Annotated in this window: 18 protein-coding genes and 4 tRNA genes; 16 read left to right on the forward strand and 6 right to left on the reverse strand. The window is 66.1% G+C overall.

What is annotated here, in order from left to right:
• The first annotated feature begins 58 nt into the window (after positions 1-58).
• Positions 59-135: transfer RNA gene (locus tag AC07OC_RS07350), tRNA-Val, on the forward strand.
• A 466-nt stretch (positions 136-601) separates the two neighbouring features.
• Positions 602-754, forward strand: coding sequence for a hypothetical protein (locus AC07OC_RS07355; protein WP_218294232.1), 153 nt, complete (start codon positions 602-604; stop codon positions 752-754).
• Between the two features lie 838 nt (positions 755-1592).
• Here AC07OC_RS07355 and AC07OC_RS07360 read toward each other — a convergent pair.
• Positions 1593-2681 (reverse strand): mechanosensitive ion channel family protein, encoded by a 1089-nt coding sequence (locus AC07OC_RS07360; RefSeq protein ID WP_218338990.1) that lies wholly within the window; start codon positions 2679-2681, stop codon positions 1593-1595.
• A gap of 289 nt (positions 2682-2970) precedes the next feature.
• Here AC07OC_RS07360 and phaR point away from each other — a divergent pair, with 289 nt between their 5' ends.
• Both phaR and rimO read left to right on the forward strand, forming a co-directional pair.
• Positions 2971-3504 carry a polyhydroxyalkanoate synthesis repressor PhaR gene (gene phaR, locus AC07OC_RS07365; RefSeq protein WP_218294234.1) on the forward strand — a complete coding sequence of 178 codons (534 nt, stop codon included), beginning with the start codon at positions 2971-2973 and terminating at the stop codon, positions 3502-3504.
• Between the two features lie 143 nt (positions 3505-3647).
• The gene (gene rimO, locus AC07OC_RS07370) at positions 3648-5039 is read left to right on the forward strand and encodes a 30S ribosomal protein S12 methylthiotransferase RimO (RefSeq protein WP_218294235.1); all 1392 of its coding nucleotides are present in this window, start codon (positions 3648-3650) and stop codon (positions 5037-5039) included.
• Between the two features lie 179 nt (positions 5040-5218).
• Here the strand turns inward: rimO and efp are convergent, their stop codons facing one another.
• From efp to AC07OC_RS07385, 3 genes are all read right to left on the reverse strand, one after another.
• A complete protein-coding gene (efp, locus tag AC07OC_RS07375) occupies positions 5219-5773 on the reverse strand; it encodes an elongation factor P (protein WP_057223504.1) in 555 nt (184 codons plus the stop codon).
• Between the two features lie 155 nt (positions 5774-5928).
• On the reverse strand, positions 5929-7083 hold the full coding sequence (gene earP, locus AC07OC_RS07380; RefSeq protein WP_494600688.1) for an elongation factor P maturation arginine rhamnosyltransferase EarP: 1155 nt from the start codon (positions 7081-7083) through the stop codon (positions 5929-5931).
• Positions 7080-7985, reverse strand: coding sequence for a LysR family transcriptional regulator (locus AC07OC_RS07385; RefSeq protein WP_218294237.1), 906 nt, complete (start codon positions 7983-7985; stop codon positions 7080-7082). Before AC07OC_RS07385 ends, earP begins: the two co-directional genes overlap by 4 nt.
• Positions 7986-8117: 132 nt before the next feature.
• Between AC07OC_RS07385 and AC07OC_RS07390 the strand changes: the two genes are divergently transcribed.
• The 11 genes from AC07OC_RS07390 to AC07OC_RS07440 all read left to right on the forward strand — a co-directional run bounded on the left by AC07OC_RS07390 (position 8118) and on the right by AC07OC_RS07440 (position 18478).
• Positions 8118-9323, forward strand: a complete 1206-nt coding sequence (locus AC07OC_RS07390) for a CaiB/BaiF CoA transferase family protein (RefSeq protein WP_494600690.1) — start codon at positions 8118-8120, stop codon at positions 9321-9323.
• Positions 9320-10300 carry a hydroxymethylglutaryl-CoA lyase gene (locus AC07OC_RS07395; protein ID WP_494600692.1) on the forward strand — a complete coding sequence of 327 codons (981 nt, stop codon included), beginning with the start codon at positions 9320-9322 and terminating at the stop codon, positions 10298-10300. Before AC07OC_RS07390 ends, AC07OC_RS07395 begins: the two co-directional genes overlap by 4 nt.
• A gap of 47 nt (positions 10301-10347) precedes the next feature.
• Positions 10348-11328 carry a Bug family tripartite tricarboxylate transporter substrate binding protein gene (locus AC07OC_RS07400; RefSeq protein ID WP_218338933.1) on the forward strand — a complete coding sequence of 327 codons (981 nt, stop codon included), beginning with the start codon at positions 10348-10350 and terminating at the stop codon, positions 11326-11328.
• An 82-nt stretch (positions 11329-11410) separates the two neighbouring features.
• Positions 11411-12391: a Bug family tripartite tricarboxylate transporter substrate binding protein gene (locus tag AC07OC_RS07405; RefSeq protein ID WP_218294241.1), complete on the forward strand. Its 981-nt coding sequence runs from the start codon at positions 11411-11413 to the stop codon at positions 12389-12391.
• A 112-nt stretch (positions 12392-12503) separates the two neighbouring features.
• Positions 12504-14513: an excinuclease ABC subunit UvrC gene (uvrC, locus tag AC07OC_RS07410; RefSeq protein WP_218294242.1), complete on the forward strand. Its 2010-nt coding sequence runs from the start codon at positions 12504-12506 to the stop codon at positions 14511-14513.
• A gap of 60 nt (positions 14514-14573) precedes the next feature.
• Complete coding sequence (gene pgsA, locus AC07OC_RS07415) at positions 14574-15140, forward strand: CDP-diacylglycerol--glycerol-3-phosphate 3-phosphatidyltransferase (RefSeq protein WP_218294243.1); 567 nt, start codon at positions 14574-14576, stop codon at positions 15138-15140.
• Positions 15141-15615: 475 nt separating this feature from the next.
• Complete coding sequence (locus AC07OC_RS07420; protein WP_008906675.1) at positions 15616-15888, forward strand: HU family DNA-binding protein; 273 nt, start codon at positions 15616-15618, stop codon at positions 15886-15888.
• 15 nt (positions 15889-15903) lie between these two features.
• Positions 15904-15979, forward strand: a tRNA-Val gene (locus tag AC07OC_RS07425).
• Positions 15980-16039: 60 nt separating this feature from the next.
• A complete protein-coding gene (locus AC07OC_RS07430) occupies positions 16040-17968 on the forward strand; it encodes a SurA N-terminal domain-containing protein (RefSeq protein WP_218338931.1) in 1929 nt (642 codons plus the stop codon).
• 48 nt (positions 17969-18016) lie between these two features.
• Positions 18017-18092, forward strand: a tRNA-His gene (locus AC07OC_RS07435).
• A gap of 182 nt (positions 18093-18274) precedes the next feature.
• The gene (locus AC07OC_RS07440; protein WP_055400780.1) at positions 18275-18478 is read left to right on the forward strand and encodes a hypothetical protein; all 204 of its coding nucleotides are present in this window, start codon (positions 18275-18277) and stop codon (positions 18476-18478) included.
• Between the two features lie 127 nt (positions 18479-18605).
• On the opposite strand, the gene AC07OC_RS07445 is transcribed toward AC07OC_RS07440, so the two are convergent.
• Positions 18606-18682 (reverse strand) — tRNA-Arg (locus tag AC07OC_RS07445).
• Between the two features lie 215 nt (positions 18683-18897).
• Between AC07OC_RS07445 and AC07OC_RS07450 the strand changes: the two genes are divergently transcribed.
• On the forward strand, positions 18898-20649 hold the full coding sequence (locus AC07OC_RS07450) for a cation:proton antiporter domain-containing protein (protein ID WP_218294245.1): 1752 nt from the start codon (positions 18898-18900) through the stop codon (positions 20647-20649).
• 64 nt (positions 20650-20713) lie between these two features.
• Here the strand turns inward: AC07OC_RS07450 and AC07OC_RS07455 are convergent, their stop codons facing one another.
• Positions 20714-22585, reverse strand: a complete 1872-nt coding sequence (locus AC07OC_RS07455) for a M14 family zinc carboxypeptidase (RefSeq protein ID WP_370627725.1) — start codon at positions 22583-22585, stop codon at positions 20714-20716.
• Between the last annotated feature and the right edge of the window lie 143 nt (positions 22586-22728).

Raw genomic sequence — 22728 nt, forward strand, 5'->3', positions numbered from 1 at the left:
GCCTGTTTTTTGGCAAGCCCCTCATTTTTATGGCTATAATCGTGGTCTAAACAACGACAGGCGCGTAGCTCAGCTGGTTAGAGCACCACCTTGACATGGTGGGGGTCGTTGGTTCGAGTCCAATCGCGCCTACCAAGTTTCCTTCTGAAGTGAACCAGACTTCGGGTTTTCGGGATTCTTGAGGACCCTGTTTTTTGGGTTCCTGATCAAATTAAGCCGCCTCCACTGGGCGGCTTTTTTGTTTCTGCGCCACGTCCAGCTTTGCCCTGTCTGTCCTGGCCCCAGGCCGTTGACCCATTCCGCATGGTGGTTGAAAGGCAACTGGGCAATCCCGCGGCCTGTCTGTGGGGCGACGGGTGCGTGGCTCGGCCCGCGCCACAATCACTCGTGATCGCATATGTGCAATGCTCCACAGGCGCTTGCCACGGAGGCATCCATATAAGAAGGGTGATTGATGTCGTGGCTCATGGCGCCTTGTGGCGAGATTTGGCGACTGGGGCACACCCATCGGCGGGTGGCTGCACGCAGATTGGCGTTTGTCTGACACGGCGAGATGTTTCGCCGCGTTAACTTGGGGGCTCCAGAGAGAAGGGTCACCACCATGAACACACCAGCCAATTCTTCCCGCATGCAACACGTTCTCGTGGATACGGATCCAGAACTGGGCATGTACGACACCCGCGTCTTCTGGCTTGCCGCAGTGGTTGCCACGGTGGCGGTGCTGGCGGTGGCGTATTTCAAGATGGGCTATTGAATCGTTCCATGCGCCGTCGCCTGGGCCGCCGTTCCCGTCTGCTGTCAACCGCATCGCCAAGCGTGGTGCTTCATCGCGCTGGTGCTATCTCTTGAGTGCAAGCGGCACCGCTGGGCTTGATTTTTGACGTATCCCTGTATGCCAGCCTGCACGGCGCATGACATGGCTGGCACTTTGCACCCACCAAAGGCCGCGCGGCCCATCTCTGCCGCAGCACTTCGCGACCCTGATCGCGCCGCCCTCCTGAGCGGCAAGAAAGTTCATCCCCATCCCCTTCGAAGCACCGGCGCCACGCGGTGCGGGCCGACCTGAGCTGCTTTCGCCGAAGCCGCCCGCTAGCTAGAAGTGGGGCGGCGGGTCTTGCACCGGGGGTGTGCCTGGCTGCGCTGGCGGATCGACCTGGGGTGGCTCGGGCGTCCAGGGGGGCGGGGTGTCCACGGGAGGGAAGGGGGGTACGGGGGAGGGGGCGGGTACGTGGGTGTGAAGCATCGCGGTCTTTCCTTTCGAGTGGACCTGGGCAATGGCCTCACGTTATTGCCTTCCCGTGGCGCTTTGTGCCAGCCAACACGCCGACCCGGCCTCAGCCTCGTGCGATAGGCCCGGGCAGGGGCCGTTACGTCTCGACAGGCAAGTTGCTTGCGTTGTCAGCGCGTAACGCCGATAGGGGCCTACGATGCTTCTGTCAGGCTCTCTCCCTGACACCTCCCCTCCTCTTGCTTTTTTTCATGCGAGAGTTCGGCCCGCCTGGTGCGGGCTTTTTTTTGCCTGGGCTGAGGGCCTCCCCACGCGCGCCGCGCGCCTGCCCCTGGGGTGCAACGCCTGCCACTGCGGGCAGGCGTCAGCCCATGCCCGGAGCGGGTGAGGCGGCACCTGCGGGCACCAGGGGGCTGCCTTGCGCGTGCAGGCGCACCTGTGGGAGGCAGTCGGGATGCTCGCGCTGGATGAAGGTCACCAGTGCCTCGCGCACGCGGCACCGCAGGTCGAAGGCCAGGCCCGAAGAGCGCGCGGAAACCAGCACGCGTATCTGGAGGGTGCGCTCGGTCACGTCGGTCAACTGAAGAATGCCGACGCGCCGGTCCCATTCGGGGGCCGCCTCCAGCACGCGCTGCAATTCGGCGCGCAGGGGATCGAGCGGCAGGCGGTAGTCGGCGAAGAGGAACACGGTGCCCAGAATCTCCGAGCTGGTGCGCGTCCAGTTCTGGAACGGGTGTTCGATGAACCACTGCAGCGGAATGATCAGGCGCCGCTCGTCCCAGATGCGCAACACCACATAGGTGCCGGTGATCTCTTCCACGCGGCCCCATTCGCCCTCGATGATGAGCACGTCGTCGATGCGAAGCGGCTGGGCCAGCGCGATCTGCAGGCCCGCGATCATGTTGCTGAACACCGGGCGCGCTGCGATGCCGGCGACGATGCCCACCACGCCGGCCGATGCCAGCAGGCTGGCGCCCACCTGCCGCGCCCCTGGAAAGGTCATGAGCATGAGGGCCACGCCGGCCATCACCACGCCGGTCATCGCGGTGCGAGACAACACGCGTGCCTGCGTGGCGATGCGCCGCGCCGTGAGGTTGTCCTCCACGTCCGCGGGATGCTGCGCGATGACGCCATTGGCAAGTCCGCCAATGGCCGCGATCAGCAGCCAGCACGCTCCGCCGATCACCAGCAGGCCGTTGAGATGCCGCACGCTGCCGATGTACCTCAAGTCGTCGCTGGCCGCCTGCCAGACGAGCTGGAGCGCGATCAGCGGCAGCAGAACCCGCATGACGGGAATGCAGGCGATGACCACCGCGCGCACTACCGGAACCGGGGCCGTGGCACGGCGCAGCACCACCGCGGCGATGCGGTGGGCCATGGCGGCGACGGCCACGGCCAGGAGGGCGGCGAGGGCGGTGGCAGACCAGGGAGACAGGTGAAGTCCTTCGGGCATGGCAGGGCAGGGTGGGGCGAGGCCGCGAACGGCAGATGGGCGGGAACAGCGACTCTCGCATCGGCACCGGGCGCTGTCTGTCGGACGGGGCGCCGCGCCTGTTCGCCGTGCATGCGCGTGGCCCCCGCCATGGGCTGGTCGGCAGGCGGGCGCACAACCCGTTGCAGGCGCCCCTGCGGCAGCGGTGGACAAGTTGCCATCAGGGTATTCCTTTGCAATTGCCGGGGCTCTCCCTCCCTAGAATGTGTTGCACTGCAATACATGGGTTTCCGAGCCCGAGGAGTTCGTTGTGTCCGAACAGAAAAGTGCCGCGTCCAAATCGGCCCAGCGCGTGATCAAGAAATACCCCAACCGTCGTCTGTACGACACGGATACCTCCACCTACATCACGCTGGCCGAAGTGCGCCATCTGGTGATGGACCACCAGAGCGTGGTGGTGCGCGACGCCAAGACGGGCGAGGACCTCACGCGCAGCATCCTGCTGCAGATCATCCTGGAGGAGGAGGCCGGCGGCGCCCCCATGTTCACCGAGGCCGTGCTGGCCAACATCATCCGATTCTATGGCCATGCCATGCAGGGCTTCATGGGGGCCTACCTGGAGAAGAACGTCCAGGCTTTCACCGACATCCAGGCCAAGCTGGCCGAGCAGTCGCAAAGCGTGACCCCGGAGATGTGGGCGCAGTTCATGAGCCTGCAGTCGCCCATGCTCAAGGGCATGATGGGCAACTACGTGGAGCAGTCGCAGTCCATGCTCACGCAGATGCAGGAGCAGATGCAAAAGCAGACGGAGCAGATGCTGGGCGCCTTCGGCATCAAAAGATAGCCCCCTGAGCCACTGGCGACGCGGGTTCCACGGCGTCCGCTGGTCCCGGGCGCGCCGGTTTCACGGGTTGCCGGGCACGGCAAACGTTCGGGAAATGGGCAATCCCACCCTGTTGCACGCCGGAACTGGGACAATACGGGGATATGAGCGAAGTACTGTCCCCCACGAAAACACCCAAAGTCGGTTTTGTGAGCCTTGGCTGCCCCAAGGCTCTCACGGATTCCGAGCTGATCCTCACGCAGCTGAGCGCCGAGGGTTATGAAACCTCCAAGACCTTCCACGGGGCTGACCTCGTCATCGTCAACACCTGCGGCTTCATCGACGATGCCGTGAAGGAAAGCCTGGACACGATTGGCGAGGCCCTGGCCGAGAACGGCCGGGTGATCGTCACCGGCTGCCTGGGCGCGCGCGCGGGCGAGGATGGCGGCAACATGGTGCGCCAGATGCACCCCAGCGTGCTGGCCGTGACCGGCCCGCACGCCACGCAGGAGGTGATGGACGCTGTCCACCTGAACCTGCCCAAGCCGCACGACCCTTTCATCGACCTGGTGCCCGGCAACTTCGGCATCGCGGGCATCAAGCTCACGCCCAAGCACTACGCCTACCTCAAGATCAGCGAGGGCTGCAACCACCGCTGCACCTTCTGCATCATCCCCTCGATGCGCGGCGACCTGGTGTCGCGCCCCATCGGCGACGTGCTGAGCGAGGCCAAGGCCCTGTTCGAAGGCGGCGTGAAAGAGCTCTTGGTGATCAGCCAGGACACGTCTGCCTACGGCGTGGACGTGAAGTACCGCACCGGCTTCTGGGACGGCAAGCCCGTCAAGACCCGCATGCTGGAGCTGGTGCAGACCCTGGGCGAGATCGCCGAGCCTTACGGCGCCTGGGTGCGGCTGCACTATGTGTACCCCTACCCGAGCGTGGACGAGGTGCTGCCGCTCATGGCCACGGGCAAGGTGCTGCCGTACCTGGACGTGCCGCTGCAGCACAGCCACCCCGATGTCCTGAAGCGCATGAAGCGCCCGGCCAGCGGCGAGCGCAACCTGGAGCGCATCCAGCGCTGGCGCGAGGTGTGCCCGGAGCTGGTCATCCGCAGCACCTTCATCGCCGGCTTCCCCGGTGAGACGGAAGAAGAGTTCGCGCACCTGCTGGATTTCGTGCGCGAGGCGCAGATCGACCGCGCGGGCTGCTTTGCCTACAGCGACGTGAACGGCGCCGCCGCCAACGAACTGCCCGGCATGCTGCCCATGGAAGTGCGCGAGGAACGCCGCGCCCGCTTCATGGCCGTGGCCGAAGAGGTCTCCATCGCCCGCCTGCAGCGCCGTGTGGGCGCCACCATGCAGGTGCTGGTCGACTCCGCCCCGGGCCTGGGCCGCAAGGGCGGCGTGGGCCGCACCTACGCCGATGCGCCCGAGATCGACGGCACGGTGCAGCTGCTGCCGCCCGAGAAGATCAGCAAGACCATGAAGGTGGGCGAGTTCACCAGGGCGCGCATCGTGGGCGTGCGCGGGCACGACCTGGTGGCGCAGCCTATCTGAATGGGTGATTGAAAAAAGTGAGCTGCCAGCGCTGGTGTGTAGAGGGTTTCAAGGTGTTTTCTCCTGGAAACCTATAGGCAGCAAGCGGCGGCAGCTCATTTTTTGATAGAGCCGTGGGGCAGGACCCCATGAAAAAAGGCTTCCCGAGGGAAGCCTTTTTGCTGGGTGCCACACGATGTTTACACGCGCTTGCGGTATTCGCCGGTGCGGGTGTCGATTTCGATCTTGTCGCCTTGCGAGACGAACAGGGGCACGGGCACTTCGAAGCCGGTGGCGATCTTGGCGGGCTTGAGCACCTTGCCGGACGTGTCGCCCTTGACGGCGGGCTCGGTCCAGGTGATTTCGCGCTCGACGCTGGTGGGCAGTTCGACCGAGATGGCCTTGCCGTCGTAGAACACCACTTCCAGGGACATGCCGTCTTCCAGGTAGTTCAGTGCGTCGCCCATGTTCTCGGCTTCGACTTCGTACTGGTTGAACTCGGTGTCCATGCAGACATACATGGGGTCGGCGAAGTAGGAGTAGGTGCACTCCTTCTTGTCCAGGATCACGTTGTCGATCTTGTCGTCGGCCTTGAACACGTTTTCGGTGCCGAAGTTGCCGATCAGGCTCTTGAGCTTCATGCGCACGGTGGCGGCACCGCGGCCGCCGCGGGCGTATTCGGTCTTCAGGACCACCATGGGGTCCTTGCCGTGCATGATGACGTTGCCGGCGCGGATTTCTTGAGCGATTTTCATAGCAAGTTGCTTGGGTTGGGGCCGCTCAACGCGCGGGCCGGCAAATTCGCTGGGTGGACCAGCTGGTTTTGCCCTGCCGATGCATGTTCCGCGGCGGGAATGCGCCAGGGCTGGACACCGGTGTGCCGCCCCTGTTTTGCGCAAAGCCCTGGATTTTACCGTTTTTCAGCGACAAAGCCCAAAAGCTGTGCGACGAGATTGTCCTGCGTCAGCAGCCGTGCACGGGCCGCCTGGATGCACGCGGTCCATTCCGCCAGGGTGGCGTCATCGGGCCACTGCAGCGCAGCCTGGTCCAGTCCGTTCCAGGTGGCATGAAACCGCCGCAGCGAAGGCGGCGCCTGCAGCCAGTCCAGGAACGCCCGCAGCTTGTCGTGGTGCGCGTTGTCGTGCTGGGGATAGATCTGCCAGACCAGCGCCTGCCCGGCCCAGAGTGCGCGCACCAGCGAGTCCTCGCCCCGCACGGCGTTGAAGTCGCAGGCCCACAGCATCTCGTCGAAGGCGGGCTGGGGCCGGTGGGGCAGGTATGAAATGCAGAGCTGCTCGCGCTTGTCGGACAAGGGCTGGCGGTCAATTTGGCTCGTCGTCTTGGCGCTGTCTTCCGCCAGCGCTGCCCGCACGGCGGCGGTGGGGCGACCGGGTGTGACGAGCAACTGCGTGGGCTGTACCTGGCTGTGGCGCAGCAGCTCAGGCAGGGCGGCGGGTTCGTAGCAGAACAGCGAAACCCAGCGCTGCTCTGGGCCGCCATGGCCCAGGCCGAACGCCGACGCGTGCCGTGCACGCCAGGCGCTGCGGTCAAACGCCACGCGCCGTGCCATCAGGCCGGGCTCGCGCAGCAGCCCGCCCGTGCCGGGGGTGAAGCCGGGATAGAAGAACCAGCGTGTCCAGCCGGCAGCGGGGCCGGACGAGAGGAGCGAGGAGAGCCTGTGATGGCGCTCCACATAGCTTTCAGCCGACAGGTATTCCAGATTGATCCAGACCGGTTTTGGGTGCTTTAGGCTCATGGCGCTTGCCTGGCAAGCGCTGTAAGCTATGAATTCAGGAGCAATATCGCAACCGAACGCTTCCACCATCACATCGGGCGGCGGCTCGCCGGGGCCGGGCGGTGGCGAGCCCCAGGCGCGCAGCTCCACGCCGGGGCAGCCTGTGGGAGCCATCCATTGCAGGGCCGAGGCGTCGTCCACCCACAGCCGAACGCGGTCGCCCAGGCCGGCCAGCTGCGCCACCAGGCGCCAGCATACGCCAATGTCGCCAAAGTTGTCGATCACGCGGCAGAACACGTCCCACTGCAGGGGGGCGGAAGACTGGGTCATGGGGCGGGGGTGGATGGCGGGGGGCTGCGCAGGTGATCGACCAGCAGCCGGGCGACGCTGGAGAGCGCCTCTTCCGAGCGCACGCACAGCGCCAGCCGCCGGTGTGCCCAGGGCTCGTTCAGCGTGAGGGTGCGCACGGCCAGCTTGCCCTGGTACAGCGCGGCGCTGCCGCGCGGCATCACGCCCACGCCCAGGCCGGCGTTGACCATGAGGCACAGCGCGTCGTAGCTGGTCACCTGGATGCGCAGGCGCAGGGGCAGCCCCGCGGCGGAGGCCGCCCGGGCCAACTGGTTGTTGATGGCGCTGTTGGGGTGGGCACCCACGAAGTCGAACGGGAGGGCATCGGCCAGCCGCACCGCCTTGCGGCGCGCCAGCGCGTGGCCGGTGGGAACCACCAGCACCAGTTCGTCGGTGCGGTAGGGCAGCAGCGTCACGCGCTCGCCGTAGTGGCCTTCGTTGAGGATGCCCACGTCGGCCGCGTTCTCGGCCACGGAATGGGCGATGGCACTGCTGATCTGCTCCTGCAGGCGCACATCCACCTGCGGGTGCAGCGCCATGAAGCTCTGCAGCTCGGCCGGCAGGAACTGCGTGATGGCCGAGATGTTGGCCACCACGCGCACATGGCCGCGCACGCCCGTGCCGTAGTCATGCATCTGCGTGGCAATGCCGTCCAGGTCGTTGAGCACGCCCCGTGCCATGTTCAGCAGCGCGAACGCGGCGGCGGTGGGCTCGGTGCCCTTGTTGCTGCGGGTGAACAGCTCCACGCGCAGGGCCGCCTCCAGGTCGGCCAGGCGGCGGCTCACGGCCGAGGCGGCCAGGTGCTCGCGCGCGGCGGCGGCGGCGATGGTGTTTTCTTCCATCACGGCCACGAACAGGCGCAGGGAGACGGGGTCGAGTTTCATGGAACGTGGATGGTACCCCGCCATGCCGGTTTGCGATGGCAGCTTCGTGCTTGAGCGATTTACGGCGCCGCGCGTGCTGCGCATGATTCGCGCACACCGGCCCGGAGCGAGGCCGCAGGAGACTGTATTTCCATGGATTCCATTGCTTCCCCCGCCGCACTGCAAGGCGTGCGTGTCATCGAAATGGGCCAGCTCATCGCCGGGCCCTTCTGCGGCAAGACGCTGGGCGAGTTTGGCGCCGACGTGATCAAGATCGAGGCCCCGGAGACGGGCGACCCGCTGCGCAACTGGCGCCTCATCAAGGAAGGCACCTCCGTCTGGTGGCAGGTGCAGTCGCGCAACAAGCGCTCGGTGGCGCTGGACCTGCGCCAGAAGGAAGGCCAGGACATCGCCCGCCAGCTCATCGCCGAGGCGGACGTGCTCGTCGAGAACTTCCGCCCCGGCACGCTCGAAGGCTGGGGCATGTCGCCCCAGGAGCTGCACGCGCTCAACCCCGGCCTGGTCATGCTACGCATTTCGGGCTACGGCCAGACGGGGCCGTACCGCGACCTGCCCGGTTTTGGCGCCATTGGCGAGGCCATGGGCGGCCTGCGCCACCTCACGGGCGAGCCCGGCCGCGTGCCGGTGCGCGTGGGCGTGTCGATCGGCGACACGCTGGCGGCGCTGCACGGCACCATCGGCGTGCTCACGGCGCTGTACCACCGCAAGGTCAACGGCGGCAAAGGCCAGGTGATCGACGTGGCGCTGCACGAGGCGGTGTTCAACGTGATGGAAAGCCTGATCCCCGAATACAGCGCCTTCGGTGCCGTGCGCGAGGCCGCGGGCAGTGCGCTGCCGGGCATCGCGCCGTCCAATGCCTACCCCTGTACGGACGGCTGGGTGCTGGTGGCGGGCAATGGCGACAGCATCTTCAAGCGCCTGATGGACGCGATTGGCCGGCCCGACCTGGGCGCCGCGCCCGACCTGGCCAACAACACCGGCCGCGTGGCCCGCGTGGAAGAAATCGACGCCGCCATCGGCGCCTGGAGCGCGCAGCGCACGGTGCAGCAGGTGCTGGACGCCCTGGGCGCTGCCCGCGTGCCCGCCGGCAAGGTCTACACCGCCAAGGACATTGCGCAAGACCCGCACTACCGCGCCCGCGACATGCTGCTCACGCAACAGACGCGCGACGGCTACACCGTGGAAGTGCCGGGCATCGTGCCCAAGCTCTCGGCCACGCCGGGCAGCATCCGCAGCAGCGCGCCGCACCTGGGCGACGACACGGATGCCGTGCTGGCCGAGGCGGGGCTGACGGCGCAGCAGATCACGCTGCTGCGCAGCAAGGGGGTGATTCAATGAGTGCATCCGATACCGTGTGGCAGGGCGCGAACCAGCGCATCCACATGCAGGAGGTCGGCCTGCGCGACGGCTTGCAGATGGAAAAAGCCTTCGTGCCCACGGCCGACAAGATCGCGCTGTGCAATGCGTTGTCGGCAGCGGGTCTGGCCAAGATCGAGGTGACTTCGTTCACCTCGCCCACCGCGATTCCTGCGCTGAAAGACGCCGAGATCGTGATGCGCGAGATCACGCGCCGCCCTGGCACGGTCTACACCGCGCTGGTGCCCAACCTGCGCGGCGCCGAGCGCGCCATCGAGTCGCGCACGGACGAGCTGAATCTCGTCATGTCGGTGAGCGCCACCCACAACCTGGCCAACCTGCGCATGACGCAGGAACAGTCGTTCGCGGCGCTGGCGCAGGTGGTGGCCCTGGCGCAGGGTGCCAACGTGGCGGTGAATGTGTCGCTGTCGTGTGTGTTCGGCTGCCCCATGGAAGGCGATGTGGCCCAGGCCGACGTGTTCGGCTGGGTGCAGCGCTTTGTGGACTTGGGTGTGCGTGGCATCACGCTGTGCGACACCACGGGCATGGCCTACCCCACGCAGGTGCACCAGCTCATGGCGGCCGCCCGCGCGCGTTGGCCGGGCGTGGAGTTCACCCTGCATTTCCACAACACGCGTGGCATGGGTTTGGCCAATGTGCTGGCGGCCATCGGCGCGGGTGCGGACCGGTTCGATGCCTCGCTGGGCGGCCTGGGCGGCTGCCCCTATGCGCCGGGCGCCAGCGGCAATGTGTGCAGCGAGGAGATCGTGCATGCGCTGGCGCTGATGGGTTATGACACCGGGGTGGATCTGGCGCAACTCGTGGCGGTGGCGCGGCAACTGCCTGCGCTCATCGATCACGACATTCCCAGCCAGATCGCCAAGGCGGGTCCGCGCCTGGCGCTGCACCCGGTGCCTGCCGATTTCGAGGCGATCCGCGAAAGGGCGCTTGCCCGCTGAACACGGGCGAGCCCGCATTACCCCAATAACACGAGGAGACAAACGCCATGACATTTCACACCCCGCTGTCCCGCCGCATCTTTACCGCCGCCGTGCTGTGCTCCGCCGCCTTGGCCGCGGGCGCGCAGGACAAGTACCCCTCCAAGCCCATCACCGTGGTGGTGCCCCAGGCGGCGGGCGGCGCCAACGACGCCATTGCGCGCGTGGTGGCGCAAAAGCTCGGCGAGCAACTGGGCCAGAGCGTGATCGTGGACAACCGCCCCGGCGCGGGCGGCACGCTGGCCACGGGCGCCACGGCCCGTGCGCGCAACGATGGCTATACCTTGCTGCTCACGGCCGACAGCGCCCATGTGATCGGCCCCGCGCTGTACAAGAACCCGGGGTTCGATCCCGTCAAGGACTTCGCGCCCGTGGCGCCCGTGGCCACGGCGGGCTATGTGTTGGTGGCACACCCATCCTTCCCCGCCAGCACGGTGGCTGAAATGGTGGCCTTGGCCAAGGCCAGCCCCGGCAAGTATTCGATCGCCTCGGCCGGCAATGGCACGCTGAACCACCTGATCGGCGAGATGCTGCAAAAGGCCGCCGGCATCCAGCTGCAGCACATTCCCTACAAGGGCTCGGCGGCGGCGGCCACCGACGTGGTGGGCGGACAGGTGCCGCTGTCGGTGCAAAGCCTGCCGTCGGCCATTGCGTTCATCAAGGCGGGCAAGCTCAAGGTGCTGGGCGTGGTCAATGAAAAACGCGTGGCGGCCTTGCCGGATGCCCCCACCATTGGCGAAACCCTCAAGGGCTTTGGCCAGGCGCCCTGGTACGCGCTGTTTGCCCCGGCCGGCACGCCCGCGCCCATCGTGGCGCTGCTGCAGGCCGAGGTGGCCCGCGCGCTGGAGCACAAGGACGTGGTGGACAAGCTGGCCACCGTGGGCTGCGAGCCTTTCAAGGGCACGGCGGCGCAGCTGGCCGCGCTGGTGCAATCCGATCTGCCCAAGTGGAGCCGTGTCGTCAAGGACACGGGGGCGACGGTCGATTGAGGGGCGGCCGCCGCCCCTTTCGGCTTTTCACTTTTTTGGGGGTCAAACCCTTCGCAACAACGACAACGGAGACATCGCGTTCATGAACACAACCCGCAAACAATTCACCATCCTGGCCCTCGCGGCCCTGGGCACCTGCTGTGTCGGCAGCGTGGGGGCGCAGGGCGCTTACCCGTCCAGGAACGTGACCCTGGTGGTGCCCACCGCCGCGGGCGGCACCACGGACCTGTCGGCCCGCATGCTGGCGCAGGCGCTGGCGCCCGTGCTCGGCCAGTCGGTGGTGGTGGACAACAAGGGCGGCGGCAACGGCAACATCGCGGCATCCGCCGTGAAGCGCGCCGAGGCCGATGGCTACACGCTGCTGATGCAGTACTCCGGCTACCACGTGATCTCGCCCCACATCACCAGGCAAAAGCAGTGGGAGCAAGGCGACTTCCAACCCGTGGCCAACGTCATCTCGGCCCCGCAGATCATCGTGGTGCGCAACGACCTGCCCGTGAAGACGCTGGCCGAGCTCATCGCCTACGCCAAGGCCAACCCGGGCAAGCTCAACTACGCCTCGTCGGGCAATGGCTCGCTGCAGCATGTGACCGGCGCCATGCTGGAGCAGCAGGGCGGCGTGAAGATGGTGCACGTGCCCTACAAGGGCACGGGCCCCGCGCTGCAGGACCTGCTGGGCGGCCAGGTGGACCTGACTTTCGGCACCGCGCCCCCGTTCATGCCCCACATCGCCAGCGGCAAGCTGCGCGTGCTGGCCGTGACCGGCAAGCAGCGCCTGCCCAGCCTGCCCGACGTGCCCACCACCGCCGAGGCGGGCTACCCCAAGGTCGATGCCACCTCGTGGTTCGCGGTGTTCGCCCCGGCCGCTGTGCCCAAGGCCGTGGTGGACAAGCTCACGGCCGACATCCGCACCGTGGTGCAGAACCCGGCCTTCCAGCAGAAGGCCCAGGAGCAGGGCGCCACGGCCGACTACCAGTCGCCCCCGCAGCTGGGCGAGAAGGTCAAGGCCGACCTGGCCAACTGGGCCTCGGTGGTGAAGACCTCGAAGATCGAAGCGGAATAAGGATCAAATTGGCCTTCGGCGCTTGATTGAAAAGCGCTAGTAGCTATTATTTCTGTAGCATGCCGGGTGGAGGTGGCTGTGCGCTGTCCTGCGCGCAGCCACAATATGCGGCATGTCTGATGTGCATTCCGAAGAACTGCTGGCGCAGGTGGCTGCGCTGCCCGCGCTGCCCGGTGTCTACCGCTATTTCGACGCCCAGGGCGCGCTGCTGTATGTTGGCAAGGCGCGCCACCTCAAGCGCCGCGTCTCGAGCTACTTCACCAAGAACCATGGCGGCACGCGCATCGGCCACATGGTCGGCAAGATCGTGCGCATGGAGACCACGGTGGTGCGCTCCGAGGCCGAGGCGCTGCTGCTCGAAAACAACCTGATCAAGACGCTGAACCCCAAGTTCAACATCCTGTTCCGCGACGACAAGAGCTACCCCTATCTCAAGATCACCGGCACGCCGGGGGCTGCCGGGGCGGGCCGCGGGGATTCGCCCTCGCAGGTTTTTCCGCGCATGGCGTACTACCGGGGCGCCGTGGACAAGAAGCACCGCTACTTCGGCCCGTACCCCAGCGCCTGGGCGGTGAAGGAGTCCATCCAGCTGCTGCAGAAGGTGTTCCGCCTGCGCACCTGCGAGGACACGGTGTTCGCCAACCGCACGCGGCCCTGCCTGCTGTACCAGATCAAGCGCTGCACGGGGCCGTGTGTCAACCTGATATCGCCCGAAGCCTATGCCGCCGACGTTGCGCATGCCGAGGCCCTGCTGCGCGGCGAGACGCAGGAGGTGCTGCAGGCCATGGAGGCGCGCATGATGGCGCACTCCGGCCAGCTTGAGTTCGAGCAGGCCGCAGAGGTGCGCAACCAGATCCAGGCGCTGTCGCGCGTGCTGCACCAGCAGTCCATCGAGACCGCTCATGACAAGGACGTGGACATCCTGGCCGTGCGGGTGTTGGGCGGCCGTGCCTGCGTGAACCTGGCCATGGTGCGTGGCGGGCGGCATCTGGGCGACCGCCCGTACTTCCCCGTGCATGTGGAGGACGCCGCGGCCGTGTTCGAGGAAGAGGGGGGCGAAGGCGCCGACGACGCCACCCCCAACCGCGTCGCCCGCCGCGTGGAGGTGCTGGTGCTCGAGGCCTTCATTGCACAGCACTACATCGGCGTGCCCGTGCCCCCGGTACTCGTCACCAGCGAGCCGGTGGACAAGGCGCTGCTGGAAGCCCTGGGGGACCAGTGCGGCCTGCGCGTGACCGCCGTGCACCAGCCCCGCGAGCAGCGGCGCGCCTGGCTGGACATGGCGCAAAAGAACGCCGACCTGCAGCTGGCGCGCCTGCTGGCGGAAGAGGGCTCGCAGCAGGCGCGCACGCGCGCCCTGGCCGAAGCGCTGGACCTGCCGCCCGAGGACCTGGACCAGCTCACCATCGAGTGCTTCGACATCTCGCACACGGCCGGCGAGTCCACCCAGGCCTCGTGCGTGGTGTTCCACCACCACAAGATGCAGAGCAGCGAATACCGCCGCTACAAGATCGAAGGCATCACCGGGGGCGACGACTACGCCGCCATGCGGCAGGTGCTCACGCGCCGCTACAGCAAGGTGGCCGAAGCCGCGCGCGAGGCGGGGGGCATCGACTTTGCGGCCAACCCGGCGCCAGGGGCCGGCGAGCCCGTTCAGCCCCGCGGCGTGGCCCGCCTGCCCGACCTGGTGCTGATCGACGGCGGCAAGGGCCAGGTGGGCGTGGCACGCGAGGTGTTCACCGCGCTGGGGCTGGACCTCACCCGCATCGTGGGCGTGGAAAAGGGCGAAGGCCGCAAGGTGGGCCTGGAGGAGCTGGTGTTCGCCGACGGGCGCGAGAAGGTCTACCTGGGCAAGGACTCGGCCGCGCTGATGCTGGTGGCCCAGATCCGCGACGAGGCCCACCGCTTCGCGATCACCGGCATGCGCGCGGCGCGTGCCAAGGTGCGCGTGGGCGGGGGCCAACTGGAGGAGATCGCCGGAGTGGGCCCCAAGAAGCGCGCCCGGCTGCTGCAGCGCTTTGGCGGTGTGCGGGGCGTGGCATCGGCCAGCGTGGAAGACCTGGCCACGGTGGACGGCATTTCGCGCGAGCTTGCCGAGGAAATCTACCGCGCATTGCGCTAGACGCCGTGCCGATCGCGGCGCACCCGGAGTTCCCCGTGCCGCCGTGACACAATCGCCGCCATGTTCTGGACTATCCCCACCTTGATGACCTGGACGCGCATCGTCGCGATACCTTTGATCGTGGGGGTGTTCTATGCGCCGCTGGACCCCGCCACGCGCAACCTGATCGCCACCGTGATGTTCGTGGTGTTTGCCGCCACCGACTGGCTGGACGGCTATCTGGCCCGCAAGCTGAACCAGACCTCGTCCTTTGGCGCCTTCCTGGATCCGGTGGCCGACAAGTTCCTGGTCTGCGCGTCGCTCCTGGTGCTGGTCCATCTGCAGCGCGCCGATGTGTTCGTGGCGCTCATCATCATCGGGCGCGAGATCGCCATCTCGGCCCTGCGCGAGTGGATGGCGCAGATCGGCGCGAGCAAGAGCGTGGCCGTGCACATGATCGGCAAGGTCAAGACGACGGTGCAGATGATCGCCATCCCGTTCCTGCTGTACGACGGGCGTCTGTTCGGAATGATCGACACCGGGGTGTGGGGCACCTGGCTGATCTGGGCATCCGCCGTGCTCACGGTCTGGTCCATGGTCTACTACCTGCAAAAGGCATTGCCCGAGATCCGCGCGCGCGTGAAGTGACATGGAACCGTGGGCCGCAGGCGCCATGGCCTGGGCCAGGCCCGACTTTTCGCCCCCTTTCGGCGCGCGCCCTGGCCGGGGCGCCGGCTCCCTGGGGGGCGGGGGCCGCGTACTTCTTGTCACCCCGCCGACGCCCTGCATTCCGGTGCGCGGCAACGTGTTTCAGCCCGCAGTGCAGTGCTGGAACTGGGGTGTCAATACGGAATGCTGCCCATACGGCATGTTTGAGACAAAAACGCCCCACAAGCCCTGTCGCAGCGTGAAATACGACTAGAATTCGACGCAACGCTGCTCCAAAGCAGCGTGTTGTATTGACACCCGGAAACTCGATGGCTTTAATCTGATGCAGCAGCCACTGCTGTGTATGCCAGTCATTCCCCCGTCTGTTTTCAACCAGCCCTTGGCTGTGCTTTCGGACGTGTGAAGACCAGATATCCGCGAGACATTCCATCAACTCTTTTCCGAGAGGCTTCTTGTGAACAAAACCGAACTGATTGAGCACATCGCTACCAACGCCGACATCTCCAAGGCCGCTGCTGCTCGTGCCCTGGAATCCACGATCGAGGCCGTCAAGAAGACCCTGAAGAAGGGCGGCACCGTTTCGCTCGTCGGTTTCGGCACTTTTGCGGTCGGCAAGCGCGCTGCCCGCACGGGCCGCAATCCCCGCACGGGCGCAACGATTAAAATCAAAGCTGCTAAAGTTCCGAAGTTTCGTCCTGGCAAGGCATTGAAAGATGCCTTGAACTGAGGATCAGTTTAGGTGGGGTCCTTAGCTCAGTTGGTAGAGCGGCTCCTTTACACGGAGTAGGTCGGCGGTTCGAGACCGTCAGGACCCACCATCACCGAACAAAGGCGAACGCAAGTTCGCCTTTTGTTTTTTGCCTTCTGAAAGATCGACCATGTTTGAATCCATCCGCAAGCACTCCAAGATCGTCATGGTCTTATTGTTCTTGCTGATCATTCCATCGTTTGTGCTGGTGGGCATTGACAGCAACTACTTCTCTGAAAAGAGCCCTGTGGTCGCGCGCGTCGATGGCAACAAGATCAACCAGACCGACTGGGACAACGCACATCGCATGGAGACTGACCGCATGCGCGCGCAGTCTCCCTCGGTCGATCCCAAGCTCCTGGACTCGCCGCAGGCCCGCTATGCCACGCTGGAGCGGCTGGTGCGCGACCGGGTACTGGCCGCCGCCGCGAAGGACATGCACCTGGTGACGAGCGACTCGCGCCTGGCTCGCAGCCTGCAGGAGATCCCCGCGATCGCCGGGCTCAAGCGCGCGGACGGCACGCTCGATGCGGAGGCTTACCGGGCCCTGGTGGGTACGCAAGGCCTGACACCCGAAGGCTTCGAGGCGAACGTACGGCGTGATCTTTCCACCAGCCAGGTCCTTGGCGGCGTGATGGGTTCGGTGTTCGGCACCAATGCCCAGGTCAAGGTCGCGCTGGATTCGCTGTACGAGCAGCGCGAAGTCCAGGTGGCCCGTTTCAAGTCCACGGACTTCGCCGGCAAGGTGGTGCCCGCGGATGCGGACCTGGAGGCGTACTACAAGACCCACTCTGCCCAGTTCCAGCAACTGGAGCAGGCCGCGGTGGAGTACGTGGTGCTGGACCTCGACAGCGTGCGTTCCGGCATCACGCTCAATGAGGATGATCTGCGCACCTACTACAAGGAAAACGTGGCGCGCATGGCAGGCAAGGAAGAGCGCCGTGCCAGCCACATCCTGATCAATGCCCCCAAGGAGGCCTCTTCGACCGACCGCGAGAAGGCCAAGGCCCGCGCCACCGAACTGCTGGCACAAGTGCGCAAGGCGCCCGCCACGTTCGCGGAGGTTGCCAAGAAAGCTTCGGACGACAAGGGTTCGGCCACGGGCGGCGGCGACCTGAATTTCTTTGGGCGTGGCGCCATGGTCAAGCCGTTTGAAGACGCGGCCTTTGCGCTCAAGAAGGGCGACATCAGCGATGTGGTGGAAACAGACTTCGGCTACCACATCATTCAGTTGACCGACATCAAGGCGCCCCGCCAGCCTTCCTTCGAAGAGCTGCGCCCCGCCATGGAGGCGGAGCTCAAGCAGCAGCAAGCCCAGCGCAAGTTCGCGGAAGTGGCCGAAGCGTTCACCAATGGTGTGTACGAGCAGGCTGACAGCCTCAAGCCGGTGGCCGACAAGCTCAAGCTGAAGGTGCAGACGGCATCCGGCATCACCCGCACGCCCGCGCCCGGTGCGGCTGGCCCGCTGGCCAATGCCAAATTCCTCGAAGCCCTGTTTTCTTCGGACTCGCTGCAGAACAAGCGCAATACCGAAGCCGTGGAAGTCGGGCCCAGCCAGATGGCAGCCGGCCGCGTGGTGCAGTACACCCCCGCCAGGACACTGCCGCTGGAAGAAGTTCGCGCCCGCGTGCGGGAGCTTTACATTGGGCAGAAGGCGTCGGAGCTGGCGCGCAAGGAAGGCGAAGCCAAGCTGGCAGCGTGGAAGGCGACTCCGTCCAGCGCCAGTGGCTTGAGCGCCCCTGTCCAGATTTCACGCGAGCAGGTGCAGAGCCTGCCCCGGCCGGTGATTGATGCAGCGCTGCACACACCCACGGAACCCCTGCCGGCCTGGACTGGCGTGGACCTGGGAGCTGAAGGCTACGCGGTGGTGAAGGTCAACCGTGTGGTGCCACGCCAGGCCCCCGATGCGCAGCGTGCCCAGCAAGAACGTCAGCAATACCTGCAATGGTGGGCATCGGCCGAGGGCCAGGCGTACTACGAGATGCTGAAGAAGCGCTTCAAGGCAGAGATCAAGGCGCCTCGTCCGTCCGCCCTGGCACAAGCTACCGCAGAAAATTGATCAAATTGGCCGTGGGATGAAAATCCCAGGCTATAATACAAAGCTACGGTGGCTGTAGCTCAGTTGGTAGAGTCCAGGATTGTGATTCCTGTTGTCGTGGGTTCGAGCCCCATCAGCCACCCCAAACATGCAAAAGCGCTGCAACGATAGTTGCAGCGCTTTTTTTGCTTTTGAGGCCCGCAACGGAGTTCTCGGTCACCAGCTCGCCCCAGGCGGGGGCATCTTGGTGGCTGAAGGCCTCAGTGGTTGCCGCAGATCTTGTGGCACAGCGCATACTGTGCCTTCTATTCCTTTTCGGAGCCTTCCATGAGCCTTGTGATCCGCGATGCGTCGCCCAGTGAAAAGCGTGGCAACGCCATGTCCGCAGCCCTTGCCAAGGAGCAACTGGAGTACGCGGTCCAGATCGTGCGCGAGGTTCTACCCCAGAGCGCGGGAGATGGCGCCTTGATCGGAGCGGTGGTGCAGGCCATTGCCATGAACTACGCGGCAGTTCCTCAGCCCAACCGATAGTGGTTCACGCTGTCCGGGGCATGGGGCTGCCCGGGCAGGTGGGTGCGAAACCGCATGGATGCCTTTGTGGCCTGTGCCTTGCTTTTTGTAGAGGGGCTTGGTACAGCACCTGGCCTGTAAAGGAAGCTGGCCTGCCCGGAGGGACTCGAACCCCCGACCTATAGCTTAGAAGGCTATTGCTCTATCCAGTTGAGCTACGGGCAGATAGATGGAGATGGGCTTTTGGCGCACGGGGGCCTACTTGCCTTGCGGAAATCTTCCGCAACCGCGCGATTGCGCAGAGCGTGGATCATAACCCGTGGCCAGTGCTGCCCTGGACAGACCCGCCCGCGCTGATGCGGTGGTAGCAGGGGCAAGGCGGATGCGGTTATAACGAGGCCACACGCGCTCGCCATCCATTTCCTCGATCTGGCCACACCATGCCCCACAGCGTCACGCTCATACACACCATTGCTGCTGCGCTGGGGCTTGCTTTGGCGCTGGGTTTCGTGGCCGCGCGGTTGCGGCTGCCCGCACTGGTCGGGTATCTGCTGGCGGGGGTGGTGATCGGACCTTTTACACCCGGTTTTGTGGCGGATGCAGCGATGGCCAGCCAGCTGGCAGAAATTGGTGTGATGCTGCTGATGTTTGGCGTCGGCCTGCATTTCTCCCTGGGGGATCTGCTGGCCGTGCGAAAAATCGCCGTGCCCGGGGCTGTGGTGCAGATGATGGTGGCCACCGCGCTCGGCATGGCGCTGGCCACCTGGTGGGGATGGGGGCTGGGCGGTGCCCTGGTGTTTGGCCTCGCGCTGTCGGTGGCCAGCACGGTGGTGCTTTTGCGTGCCCTTGAAAGCCTGGGTATTCTGGACAGCCACACAGGCCGCATTGCCGTGGGCTGGCTCGTGGTGGAAGACCTGGCCATGGTGCTGGTGCTGGTCTTGCTGCCGCCGCTTGCCGGCTGGCTGGGCGGCAGCGGACCCGATGGCGCCGCGGCGAAGGATGTGGATGGCGCGGCACTGTGGCAGGCCCTGGGATGGACGCTGCTGCAGGTGGGCGGCTTTGTCGCGTTGATGCTGCTGGTGGGGCGCCGCCTGTTTCCGTGGGTGCTCTGGCAGGTGGCACGCACGGGCTCGCGGGAGTTGTTCACGCTGTGCGTGGTGGCGGCCGCCGTGGGCATTGCCTTTGGCTCAGCGGCCCTGTTTGGGGTTTCGTTTGCGCTGGGGGCCTTTTTTGCCGGCATGGTGATGCGTGAATCAGAGTTCAGCCACCGGGCCGCGCAAGAATCCCTGCCGTTGCGCGACGCTTTTGCCGTGCTGTTCTTTGTCTCCGTCGGCATGCTCTTCAACCCGGCCGTGCTGTGGGACCGCCCGGTGCAGGTGCTGGCGGTGGTGGCGATCATCATGCTGGGCAAGACGCTGGCCGCTGCCGCGCTGGTCCTGGCATTTCGCTATCCGCTCAATACCGCCCTCACGGTGTCCGCGAGCCTGGCCCAGATCGGGGAGTTCTCCTTCATCCTGGTGGCGCTGGGTTCTTCGCTGGGGCTGCTGCCACCTGAAGGGGCCAGCCTCGTGCTGGCGGGGGCACTGATTTCGATGGCGCTCAACCCCATGCTGTTCCACGCCATTGCTCCCTTGCAGACCTGGCTGCGCGCTCGCTCGGAGCTGGCGCGGCGGCTGGAGCAGCGGGACGATCCGCTCGCGGAGCTCCCCATGAGCACCGACGCCCGGTATCTCGCTCGGCAGGTGGTGCTGGTGGGCTATGGCAGGGTGGGGCGCCGCGTGGCACAGGTGCTGGTTGCCAATGACATTCCATTCGTCGTGGCGGAGCAGAACCGTGAACTGGTGGAGTCATTGCGGGAAGCGGGCATTGCGGCGGTCTTTGGCGACGCCGTGGACCCCGCGGTGCTGATCCAGGCCCACATCGCACGGGCCGCGATGCTGGTGATCGCAACACCGGACACGCTCAATGTGCGCCAGATCATCACTACCGCGCGCACTCTCAATCCCCACATCGAAACCGTGGTGCGCAGCCATAGCGGGGACGAGGCCCGCAGGCTGGCGCAGGAATGCGACAGCACGGTGTTCCTGGCCGACGAGGCACTGGCGCAGGCCATGGCCCGCCATGTGCTGGAACGCACGGAGGCCCGCCTCGCACGCCACACCAGCCCGGCATCGCTGCACAGCCGGGTCTAGCTTGGTCTTTGAGGCCTGTAGCGCTTTGGTGGAAAGCGCTGAATGCTATGAATTGAATAGCAAATCAGTCGGTTTCTTCAAATACCAGTGCTGGAGGCGCCATGATGCGCGCCGTGTTCCCCAGCTCTTCGATCAGGTGGTTGGCGAAATAGCTGTTTTGCGTGTCCGGCTCCAGCGCGGCAAGGGCCAGGTTGGCGCGGGGCTGGTTCAGCGGCACGTAGAAGCTGCCTGCGGGCACGTCGATGGCGCTGCGCACGGGCGACACCTGTACACGCACGATTCCTGTGCCACCCGCGATGGTGCCGATCACATCCTGGCGGTCGCCTGCCTCGCGGGCGGTTTCACGGTAGATGTCGGCCAGCGCGGAGCCCGGCTCGGCCACGCGCATGACCTGCAGGCCCAGCAGCCTCAGGCGCTCGACGGCGGCGGTGGAGCTGGCCGAAAGCCAGTAGCCGCAGGGCCGGGCCCGGGTCTTGGTCGGGCGCAAGGTGAGGGAGGAGTTCCAGTCCACGCGGATGGGGCGGTCTGCCCCTGTCTCCGGGTCGAGGAAGTCCAGCTCCCGCTGGGTGGGCGTGGCGGCGGCCTCGATCACGGCCTGGTCGCGGCAGGCGAGGGCACTCACATCCCGCGCGACAAAGGAGCGGACCTGCTCCAGGTTGCCGGCGCGCTCGGCCGTGCTGCGCAGCGCGCTGGCGATGGCCGTGACCTGCGAATGCACGCGGCGCTGGATGTGCATGCGCCCGATGCCCACGCCCCGTGTTTCGATCAGCAGGCTCACCGTGTTCTTCAGGCCGTTCACGTTGCGGCCCGTGTCGGGCTGTGTGCCGCCCATGGAGATGCGCTTGTCCTCCGGATTGGTCGAGGTGGTGTAGTACCAGTCGCTCGTGAGGCCCTGCGCCTTGAGCGCTGCCACCATCGGCTGGTGGTACCACTCCTGGGAGGCTTTGGTCAGGAACTCGGGGTAGTTGGCGGTGGTGGTGTATTGCAGCAGTGCGTCGTAGCGCTGGATGGCATTGAATTTTTGCAGGTAGCGGCCCACCACGGTGTATTCGTGGGCGTCCACGACGAGGATGGGGCGGTAGTCATTGACCACCTTGGCCAGCGCGCGGGCCTCCGGGGTGTTGAGCAGCAGGTGGTCGCGGTTCATGTCCACGCCATTGGCCGTGACACGCGTACCCACGGCCGCGCCGTCGGGATTGGCCCGGGGCACCACCACCACATTGATGCGGTCGAGCAGGGGCTCGAGCAGCCCCTGCACCAGTTCGCGGCTGATCACCAGCAGGGCCTCGCTGCCCGCAGGTTCGTCGCCATGCTGTTGCCCGACCAGAACGACCGTCGGCCGGCCACTCGTGTCCAGGTTGGCGGGCTCGGTGCCAGCGGCACGGGTGACCAGCAGCCCCTGGATGGGCTCCCCGCGTTGGGACGTGCCCAGATGGAGCAACCTGGTGCGCGTGGGGCCGCGGGGGGCCGGTTCAGCCAGCGAGAGCAGCCATTGGCCGAGTTCGGCATTGGTGGTGAAAGCCCGGCGGTCCGGGCCCAGGCCAGGCGTGCTGTAGGCCACGGCGGGGTCGGGGAAGCGGGCTGCCACGGCTGCGCCATAGGGCGGTGCCATGGGGCCTTCGTTTTGGACCACCAGCGCGGCGGGTGGTGGCAGGGGGCTGGCGATGGCCCCCTGACGTTGCGCCTGCGATGCCTGGCCCAGCGGCGTGGGCACCACGGTGCCCTGCTGCACACGCGGCAGCGGGGCCGGTGCGGTGGTCCTGGCGGCAGGGGTGGACGGCCAGGGGGGCAGGGGCGTGCTGGAGCAGGCCGTCAGCAGCACGGCGACCAGCAGCGCCGACGCGCGCAAGGGCATCCGCCTTGTCGAAAAGGCGGGCGCAACCAGGGCGGCAGGGGCGTCCGTTGGGTGGCGGAGAAAAGGGGAATGCATGGTCATGGTGGTTTCTGCCATTGGGAGCCTCGCGGGCGGCTTGTTACGGTGATGTTACCTGCCCGCCCCCGCAGTACCGTGTCAGCGTACATCCCGTTGCAAACACAGGGTTGACACCCGGATTGCCGCTTTTCCACGCAGTTTCACCG

It is taken from the genome of Acidovorax sp. GW821-FHT10E04, from assembly GCF_059415185.1.

What these genes read in the sequence shown, in the direction of transcription:
- AC07OC_RS07390 (WP_494600690.1), top strand. Translation starts at nt 8,118, where the DNA reads ATGGATTCCATTGCTTCCCCCGCCGCACTGCAAGGCGTGCGTGTCATC.
- AC07OC_RS07360 (WP_218338990.1), bottom strand. Translation starts at nt 2,681, where the DNA reads ATGCCCGAAGGACTTCACCTGTCTCCCTGGTCTGCCACCGCCCTCGCC.
- uvrC (WP_218294242.1), top strand. Translation starts at nt 12,504, where the DNA reads ATGTCTGATGTGCATTCCGAAGAACTGCTGGCGCAGGTGGCTGCGCTG.
- earP (WP_494600688.1), bottom strand. Translation starts at nt 7,083, where the DNA reads ATGACCCAGTCTTCCGCCCCCCTGCAGTGGGACGTGTTCTGCCGCGTG.
- rimO (WP_218294235.1), top strand. Translation starts at nt 3,648, where the DNA reads ATGAGCGAAGTACTGTCCCCCACGAAAACACCCAAAGTCGGTTTTGTG.
- pgsA (WP_218294243.1), top strand. Translation starts at nt 14,574, where the DNA reads ATGTTCTGGACTATCCCCACCTTGATGACCTGGACGCGCATCGTCGCG.
- efp (WP_057223504.1), bottom strand. Translation starts at nt 5,773, where the DNA reads ATGAAAATCGCTCAAGAAATCCGCGCCGGCAACGTCATCATGCACGGC.
- AC07OC_RS07405 (WP_218294241.1), top strand. Translation starts at nt 11,411, where the DNA reads ATGAACACAACCCGCAAACAATTCACCATCCTGGCCCTCGCGGCCCTG.
- AC07OC_RS07440 (WP_055400780.1), top strand. Translation starts at nt 18,275, where the DNA reads ATGAGCCTTGTGATCCGCGATGCGTCGCCCAGTGAAAAGCGTGGCAAC.
- AC07OC_RS07355 (WP_218294232.1), top strand. Translation starts at nt 602, where the DNA reads ATGAACACACCAGCCAATTCTTCCCGCATGCAACACGTTCTCGTGGAT.
- AC07OC_RS07385 (WP_218294237.1), bottom strand. Translation starts at nt 7,985, where the DNA reads ATGAAACTCGACCCCGTCTCCCTGCGCCTGTTCGTGGCCGTGATGGAA.
- AC07OC_RS07455 (WP_370627725.1), bottom strand. Translation starts at nt 22,585, where the DNA reads ATGACCATGCATTCCCCTTTTCTCCGCCACCCAACGGACGCCCCTGCC.
- AC07OC_RS07400 (WP_218338933.1), top strand. Translation starts at nt 10,348, where the DNA reads ATGACATTTCACACCCCGCTGTCCCGCCGCATCTTTACCGCCGCCGTG.
- AC07OC_RS07395 (WP_494600692.1), top strand. Translation starts at nt 9,320, where the DNA reads ATGAGTGCATCCGATACCGTGTGGCAGGGCGCGAACCAGCGCATCCAC.
- AC07OC_RS07430 (WP_218338931.1), top strand. Translation starts at nt 16,040, where the DNA reads ATGTTTGAATCCATCCGCAAGCACTCCAAGATCGTCATGGTCTTATTG.
- AC07OC_RS07450 (WP_218294245.1), top strand. Translation starts at nt 18,898, where the DNA reads ATGCCCCACAGCGTCACGCTCATACACACCATTGCTGCTGCGCTGGGG.